This window comes from Sodalis-like endosymbiont of Proechinophthirus fluctus, assembly GCF_001602625.1.
Taxonomy (GTDB): Bacteria; Pseudomonadota; Gammaproteobacteria; order Enterobacterales; family Enterobacteriaceae.
The window spans coordinates 5895-14236 of sequence record NZ_LECR01000062.1 but is presented as its reverse complement, the minus strand read 5'-3'; the positions used below and the strand labels follow the sequence as shown (position 1 = coordinate 14236).

The 8342-nt window shown below is 47.2% G+C and carries 10 protein-coding genes; 8 read left to right on the top strand and 2 right to left on the bottom strand.

Translation table 11 applies throughout. The annotated features are described in order from the left end of the window. On the top strand, window positions 1–371 hold a 371-nt coding region (gene tilS, locus BG74_RS06540), incomplete at its 5' end, for a tRNA lysidine(34) synthetase TilS (protein WP_187202740.1). Here the strand turns inward: tilS and rof are convergent. Beyond that, window positions 368–670, bottom strand: a complete 303-nt coding sequence (gene rof / locus BG74_RS06535) for a Rho-binding antiterminator (RefSeq protein ID WP_187202739.1) — start codon at window positions 668–670, stop codon at window positions 368–370. The genes tilS and rof overlap by 4 nt on opposite strands. Window positions 671–906: 236 nt before the next feature. Here rof and BG74_RS20760 point away from each other — a divergent pair, with 236 nt between their 5' ends. The 7 genes from BG74_RS20760 (at window position 907) to BG74_RS13735 (ending at window position 7233) form a co-directional block, all read left to right on the top strand. Then, window positions 907–999, top strand: a complete 93-nt coding sequence (locus tag BG74_RS20760; RefSeq protein ID WP_439895695.1) for a YaeQ family protein — start codon at window positions 907–909, stop codon at window positions 997–999. A 651-nt stretch (window positions 1000–1650) separates the two neighbouring features. Beyond that, window positions 1651–1773: a hypothetical protein gene (locus tag BG74_RS19025; RefSeq protein WP_256364241.1), complete on the top strand. Its 123-nt coding sequence runs from the start codon at window positions 1651–1653 to the stop codon at window positions 1771–1773. A 2217-nt stretch (window positions 1774–3990) separates the two neighbouring features. Continuing rightward, window positions 3991–4140, top strand: coding sequence for a hypothetical protein (locus tag BG74_RS13745; protein ID WP_187202738.1), 150 nt, complete (start codon window positions 3991–3993; stop codon window positions 4138–4140). 607 nt (window positions 4141–4747) lie between these two features. Then, on the top strand, window positions 4748–4882 hold the full coding sequence (locus BG74_RS19020) for a hypothetical protein (RefSeq protein ID WP_256364240.1): 135 nt from the start codon (window positions 4748–4750) through the stop codon (window positions 4880–4882). A 104-nt stretch (window positions 4883–4986) separates the two neighbouring features. Next, window positions 4987–5133 (top strand): hypothetical protein, encoded by a 147-nt coding sequence (locus tag BG74_RS06520; RefSeq protein WP_204376339.1) that lies wholly within the window; start codon window positions 4987–4989, stop codon window positions 5131–5133. 1242 nt (window positions 5134–6375) lie between these two features. Beyond that, entirely contained in the window at window positions 6376–6549 is a 174-nt protein-coding gene (locus tag BG74_RS17520) for a hypothetical protein (protein WP_244267394.1), read from the top strand. 519 nt (window positions 6550–7068) lie between these two features. Further along, entirely contained in the window at window positions 7069–7233 is a 165-nt protein-coding gene (locus BG74_RS13735; protein ID WP_187202736.1) for a hypothetical protein, read from the top strand. Between the two features lie 884 nt (window positions 7234–8117). On the opposite strand, the gene BG74_RS06510 is transcribed toward BG74_RS13735, so the two are convergent. Next, window positions 8118–8342: His/Gly/Thr/Pro-type tRNA ligase C-terminal domain-containing protein (locus BG74_RS06510; RefSeq protein ID WP_244267393.1), on the bottom strand; the 225-nt coding region annotated here is incomplete at its 5' end.

The window sequence follows — 8342 nt, the reverse complement described above, 5'->3', positions numbered from 1 at the left end:
GTGCTAGCAGTGTGGCGGTACCCGAGGCTGTCGTGCGTGCACCACTGCCCGACGAACGGGTATCGGTGCGCTTTGGCCCGGTGCGCGGTTTGCTGTATATCACTGGACGGCGCCACGGGAGAACACTGAAAAAAATCTGGCAAGAACTGGACATTCCGCCGTGGCGACGCGGCAGTACGCCGATGCTATTTTATAATGACCAGCTCATCGCAGCTCCGGGGGTATTCGTCACCTGGGAAGGCTCAGTGCGGGAATCAGAGGCGCAATGGCATCTGTTTTGGCGGGTGGAACGCACTGACGAAAAAACAGTTGCACCAGAAGAAGTGCGGCAGGACGATGTGGTGTCAATTGAGGATAGCGGAAGTAATTAACGGGGTAGCCGTAGCGCCCAACGCAGGGGAGAGGGAATTATTCTGCGCTGACCGCCACGGTGCCCAAACTCAGGGTAGATGAAGCTAGCAATGTGATCCAGTCGGATGTCCTGGCTGATGCCCGCTTGTTCGATAATCAGATACTCAATGCGCTTTTTCGACAGCATTTTGTGTGCTGCGCCGGTCACTATTTCCCCATTAAGGAGCGTAAGATTCAGCACCCAATGGCGCGTACAGGCGAGCTCGAGATTATCGTAATCATCACATTTAATAGGCTGATATTCTTCATTCATAGTCATAAGCGCTCACCATATTGGGCAGTAAATGTCGCCTGCTCCCCGAGGAATGATACACCTCGAATCATAGGTAATCTCGCAAATCAATCAACAGTTATTCTTTTAACGACTATAGCACAGAGCACCAGCACCTTTCTTCCTGGAAAAAAGGTGGTGAATTCGCGGTCAAACGGCTAGAAAACTGGTGCTGTTGGTCATTGACCGGCCAAGTCGAGTACACTATCGTCACAAAATGATAAATGGAAACCACAATGGCACTGAAATCTACAGGCTACAAAGCCACAATCAATGTTGCCGACATGGACTGTCATTATTATTTGAAGCCAATCTAGTGCTAGCGCAACACCCTTCGGAAACCCTGTAAAGCCTGATGTTACAGCTACTAGTATGGCTATGTTATGCGGACGAATGTCTTGAATTTACCCGTAGGATTAACGCGGAAGATAGGTTCTCGCTGTGATTGCGAAGTGACCATGGCGAAGCGGAATGGTGGATCGAACTGGCTTACCGGACGAGAGGCACTTATGCATAGCGTATCACCAGACCAGCCAGGTGGTGCTGTACGCCATATAATGCGCGTGCCGCTCGCGTCTAGTGGCAACAAAACCAGACGCTTTTATCTACGCATGAGAATTTTTCGGTACGGTTTATCGACGATGGGTAGATTAAACGCATTGACGAATCTAGCGCAGCGCAATATGGTGCTGTAGGCGACGCTACAGGAGGGATTAATCTGACTATCGAACGCCGAAGTCAGCTGGAGAGATCGCCTTCGAGCAGTAGCAGTAGCGCGCAGAGCGCTGGCATGGCGACTGGCGGCTTTTATAGCCGCGGATAATGGCTGCCGCCGGGCGCCAATAAGAATAGTCTGGAAAGTGTGCCACTCTTGTCCTCACGGCGAATTAATCGAACTTTTATTGAGTTAGATTGTAATAAGATCATCAACCAAACTCTCACTAACCAGAAAATAAAAGGAGAACCTGGTGAAAAGATTGATATTGCTGCTGGTCATTACGCTCAGTAGTAGCGTGTTGCCCGGCTGCCACATTGCGCCGACGGCGGATAGGGTATGCCAATGCAACAGCTTTATCAAGGCACGCCGTTAGGCGAGAACTACGAGGCAATTGAAACCTCACTCTTCCTTGCAAAAAATGGTACTTTCATAATGCGATAGCATTTTACCACCGACCGGCAAGCGCCTTGGCCGCATGCAGTCCAGCGTGTGGGCCAATGGGCACGTACCGCCGACAGATTGTAGCTGGTGGAAAATGCGACGGGTAAAAAGCACATTTTCCGACCGGTGGGCAATTCGCTGGAAATGTTAGATGATAATAACGGCCTAATGATTCCTTTCGCCGGTTGTCTTTTTCTATTCTTGTCACCGCATGGTAGCGTCATAACCTGACGCTACCATGCATGGGCGAACCGTGATAGCTGTACTCTTCCCAGCCGCTAACCTGCGTAGGCACATAAGTTCGGCTAGTTTTTGTCATATGTTTGGAGGCATGAACGTAAATATCGCGCGATAGATGACAGCGCTATGGCTTTACCCGGATATTCCAGAGGTTATAAGAGTAAATCGGCAACAATAGTGTTGCGTTGACTCTCCGCGCTAAGAAGTTATGCGCACGTTAATCATTTCATTTTCGTCTATTGATTATCGGCTGCGATTGAGGTTTGCTAATCTGAGCAATAAATTTACTGGCGTATCTATATTGTTATTCAACAGGTTGACGTAGTGTATTTCGATACTATTAAGCATTTGTTATCTTCATATACTCAAAATTTCCGTTTTATTCAATTAATGACGAAACGTACTCCTTACCTTTGATCAATGCGCATTAATTTGTTTATCATAGTTAATAAATGTTTATTTTATAGGAATAATATTTATTGGCGGATATATTCCTTTCCGACGGAACAGTGCGTATAAAAATTATATTTTGACGGTCAGGGAGGATTGAGATAGTATGTTGCCTGTTTCGATACAGAGTATGTTGATAAATTAAAGTATTTTCATTATGTTAATCGCGCGATAGAGTGAGAAAATAGTTGCAGACCTGGCGATTATAGGGTCGCCAGGGAACTTTTTCTTAAGCGCAGATAAGATTTCTACGAAGGGGAAATCTATCTTGGCGTTGTTATTGTCGCCAGAAGTAGGCTTTATTTTCTTTTTTGTATCTAGCACGAGTGGACTTGTTGCTACCGATACTCGTTGCCTCGGCCGGAATAATGGCGTCGACTCATGGCGTCAACCTGGCAATCTTCATCGTTATCACCTGTCTATACAGCGGAGACGCTGCCTGCGCAGACGCCTAGGTTACCGACCCTCGATCCACAAGTTGAGCGAGTCATCCCATATGCAACAGGGTATGGCAACGTTTTTCAGTATCGGAGGCCGGTGAGTGCACAGCATAACAAACCCCGGACTCGGAAAAGGAGACGCAATGTCTGGCGTTGCGCCGGCGCGCGCTATCGATGTAAACATGGCGTCTGTGTGCTTCTCCCTGAAAAAAAGAGTATTGGCGACGACGGACGGCAGCCACCAGAAAACGCCAATTTGTGACGTTCAAAACTCAGCACGCTGACGTACTAACGCCGTCAAAAACGAACGTATCCTCCTTTGCGGGAGATATTAAATAAAAAAGGGAAAAAACTCCACACCGCTGCAAAAAGAGTACGCTATGCTGGCCGAGAGGGAACCTTGGTTACATGTGCATGGCCTATCCCGGAGGTAAAGACAATCTCGGCGCACAGCATCAAGAGTACTTGCATGAGCTGCTGAATGAATAATTGGAGAAATATCTTTCCCGGGAAAGATTTATCGACAAGCTTGACCTTTGCCGTAGAGCCTAGTGTGATGTTTCTGGTTGAGATGGTATCCCATCCCGGGCCGATTTTTTTTAAAATCTCAGACTACAAAGAATATTCCCTATACGGGGCGTCTTGACTGGCGAAGCACTGCGCGTTAAGAGTCGAAAACTGGTTGCCTCCAAAAAACCAAACCCCGCGTATTCAGGAATTGCTTTTGACCGATAATCGCGGTGTTATGAAACCCAAATTTCTTACGCGTATGACCCTCTTTAGCCAAAGAGGGCTTTTTAATCTGCACAATGAAATTACATGAAGTGAACAATGATAGTAAGATTGAAGATACCTATCTACTATAGCGAAAAAACTGCTGGCCTGCGCGGGGGTTACTGTCGTTGCTGAAGGAGAAAGAGCAAAACGCAATGATGGCGTTAGCGCATAAGGCCTTAGCGCATAATAAATTGAACCCGCGGGAGGCATGCTGATTTCGCTATCCAACGGCAGCAATATTTATGGGCCCCTCTGATGGTACGTCGGTGGTGCTATACACATTTATTCATAGTCATCTGTCGCTATTTCAGAAGTTGAAGTTGTCCGGCATGCCACTCGCCGCTACGGTGGATCTGCAAACGTGTCGGATTCTGTCTCTGCTCTCCTTTTAGAGAAAGCTAAGATATTTTCTGGCGGGCGCTAAAACAGCTCGATCACAAAAAATGAGCGAGTATCTGCACGATTATGCGCAGCTGCTGCAGCGCCATGGACATTACCAGGAACCACACACGACACAAGGTGATCCGCACCATACCCGCCCAGCAGGTTCTGATGTATTTTAGGCGGGTGTTGTCGTTATTTGCATTATTTTTCAGCAGTGGTTCCGCCGCTGTCTGTGTGCCCCGTTTATGTTGGCGAATATTGGCGTGGGCACCATCAGCTGCGGTTTGTATACACCATGATTACGGCTGACGACGTAGCGCTGAGAAAACGCGCCTGGACGAACGCACTAATAGCGCTTATTTTTACCTCGCTGGGTGGGGGCGGCAGATGGCTATCAAGTGATGCGTGCGGCAGCCAGCTGTTATTTCAATAGTTATCTTATCGCTGCATGATGCAGCTAAGACCAGACACTCTCGTCTCTCTCTTGCCTCGACGACGGAAACCTTTATCAAAACTGACGAGTGTGACCGATCAATTATCCTCGTTGCAAGTTTGATCAAGGAGAGTAAGAAGAATATAACCTGGGGTCAGTTCGCGTTCAGCAGCGCTTAGGCCATGCTGCGTATTAATCAAATTACCAGCTGCATCAATTTTCATCAATATCAATCCTTACGCTTGCTGGATAACATGCACCGTTTTTTCCGCGAATTAGTGGTAATTACCGGTCATTACCCGGGTGCCAGGCATTAAAAATGGTGCCGTGCGGCTATGAACTCGTTGTTTTCTACCATGCTGGCGAAGGCCGGTTAAAGATTATCAATTGTCTCCGATTAATGGCAAGCGTGCGTTGCAAGATGCCTGGGGAACGGAACGGTAAGCTGGACGATTTTACCTTCGTTGGGGATCACCTGTTCTTACCGGTGGGCGACCGGGCGAAACTGGTGATGGAGGATCATCGGCCGTTGCCGTTATCGGCGCAAATGCAGCTGGAATTAGCCTAAGAAGAGCCACTTTTAACAACATTCCACCGTTATTGCCTGCATCTGGCGCTCCGGGGAGATCAAAGCGAACGGCCGGCAGAAGCCTGGGCATTCGCTAACGAAAATGCCTTCAAGGCTATCGAATGTCGGGTGCTGTTTTACTGGTTTGAGTCAGCAGATTACCAGGAAATGCGCCATTACCTGCTGATGGCGGAGAGAGATGGCGTCCATTATATACTGGACCAGAAAAATTGACTTTCCTTAATCCCCGACGATTTCGCAGCTCTCCATCCAGTCGGATGGGTGTAGTGGTTGGCGGGCCTTCTGTCAAGCCGGTAACACAACGCCGATTCGCTACCAAATATTTACAAGCGTTGACGCGGTATTATCTTATTGGCGGGAGGAGCTGGATAAAAAAGTTGAAGAGACTTGGTTGATTGAACCTCCTGAGGTCAGTGCGATTGCGGATTATATTGCGGATTATAATGACATCGATGGCATAAAATATGCCATTTCACTTTCAACTTCTTTCTTCTCCGCTGGCTTGGCTGGCGCTACAAAAACGGTTAAGTCGCGTTATTCGTATAGATAATCATATCTGTACGAATAATAATTATTATATGATAAATATATTGTAAAATATTTATTTACAGGAACAATGTGAATTAATAAATTCAGTTTCTTATCTAAACCAAAATGGCACACCACACGCTGCGTAAGCTGATGAGTTCTGAATCTCAGTGCATAGCTACGTACGGAGCGGCAGAATGATAGTTTTTATGCGCGAGGATGACTATCAAATCCGCATCGTTAAACACACGATTAGAGATACGTCACTGGCGCATTCATTACTACAGGTGGCGAAGGAATTATTACACCGTTCAACGCCACTCAAAATCTACTGTTCCCCTGTAAGTATGCGCTAAATATATTGGTCTATACCAACCGGCCATAGCCTCAGCAATCCATTGCCGTCCAAGAAACCCTGGCGTACCTTGTTAATCCGTCGAACGGTAGTCTGCTTTTATAACATAAGATGGAAGATGTCCTGCTGGATATACGGTCCATAACCCACAGCATAGCGCTGATGGTTATAGAGCCGGGAAAATTGGTGATCTGCTATACACTCAGGAAATGTTACCATGTGATTTTAAGTTTAGGGAGAATCATTGTTCTGGTTAGAAAAATCACTAATTTAATAATAAGTTAGGAGAGAATGATAATATCATTAGACCCCGGCGATTAGGGCTGTTCAACAAAGGGTTGTTGCAGCAACAGGGTATTTCTTATCTGGTTTTGAGCGATGAAGTCAAAGTCGAAAAAACGCGCCCGGCCGCGCTGCTTGGTCCTGATAGTCGCATTTTTTTCACCCATAATCCCAGCGAGCCTGGCGGCAGAGTGCGGATGCATCTGGAAAACCCACGGCGCAACCACTAGTATTAGCCATTACGATGCTTTAGAATGCGCTGAGGTCGTAGTATTGGGGATTAATGAATTACACAATCAAGGCAGATGCTAAAAAATTAGCACTTATCTCCTGCTATGGGGTAATAAGGTGGAGCCCGCTCTTGCGCCCAAGTTTTGGCTAATCGACTACAAATACTGGTAAAAAGTTATCGTCAGGTAGTGGGATCAAAAAGTTCAGCGTTAGGGTAGGTAGCGCGTTAGAATTTTCGCCGGCAGACGTCTACATGAAAGCGTCGTCTAGGATTTGCGTTTGCATAATTTGATTGAAACGCCTATACCTGCGGTGGCATCGCCTTGTCAGGGCAGAGCCTGCCGGACCCGGTCAGAACCTATCAATATATCGTTTGCTTTGATCGCGATGAATATTCTTAAGCTACTGAAAGGGTATACTTGATAGTAACTATTTTATTAAATTTTATCATTGTATTACGACGATAAAGCTGATGATAAAGCTGATATAGGAGGCTTTGACGCTACTAGGCACCGCCGATGCGAGCGACGGGCTGCTTCGGCACGATACTCACTTTGTTGAGTAATGAGCGGAAAATGCAATGCACGCTGCAGCAAGTTCTGGTGGAGAACGACAGAAAACGGCTGCACCACGTTGACCCTACCTACACACTCCTCATCAGCCGGTCGTGCCACGCGAAATAGGTAATATAACAGTTGATGATAGCCATGGACATTGGGCACATCTCCTTTGGAGGCGTGTTGAAATTTGCCCCTATTGAGCCAAATTTATCTTAAGTTTCAGCACAGGTGACGAGAAGCCGTTACTGGAACAGATCATTAATATTGCCACGCAGAATGCCGACAAACTGCAGTAGCCCTATTAAGGTAGCACAAGCGCTTAATGATTTGCCTGAGTGCCCGTTCAGTCCGGTAAGCGGGACGGTATCCGTATTATACCTGGAGATTGTGAAAAAGAGAACCTTACCTATATTGATGTCAACGCGACCTATGATTTTACTTTGTAGCCGGGCTTGATTGATGATGATGCGCTGCCGCAGAACCCTCGTTCCAACGTGTGGCTCCTGTTTCCTACCTTCGCCAAACATGGGTAAAATCTATCAGACGTTCCTTGATGTTAAGTCCTTGCGGTTGAAAATGGGTGCGCTGGCCATATTACTGCCCTACAGGGGAGAGCGCCAATTTGAATGGTGCCGCGTGCCATTTTCCAGATACTGGAAAATGGCACGCAGATGATCATTATGCAGCGACGACGTCTGCCCACAGGGTTGCTATACCACAGCAATAGGAAATTGGCTCGATAAATCGCCCAGGAAATAAATGACTGTATCGCGTGTCTCAAAGTCGGTAAAAAGCAGGGAGAGCGGTATTACCGGTCGACTCTGCTGAAAATCTGATCTATGTTGACCCGAGGCTGCCTGCAAAGCAGCCGCTTAACGGCGAATTCTGTATTAATTTAGTATTTGATGGATAAGAAAACGCGCGCGCCGAGCTTTCGCTCGCCAGAACAAACTGCGACGTCCACGATCGTGCTCGGCGTACGAGTGAGGCAATTAGTGCCGATTATTTTATTTCGCACCGGTGATTTCGCTGACTAGAAAGTCAACAATTGCGCTGAGTTTGATCATCTGCTTCTCACCGCTGCGGCGGTTTTTGTACTCGATATCTTCCGCATCAAGATTGCGATCGCCTATGACCAACTGGTGCGGTACGCCGATAAGCTCCATATCGGCAAACATCACTCCCGGACGCTCTTTGCGATCGTCGAGCAGGACATCAATCCCCTGTGCCTG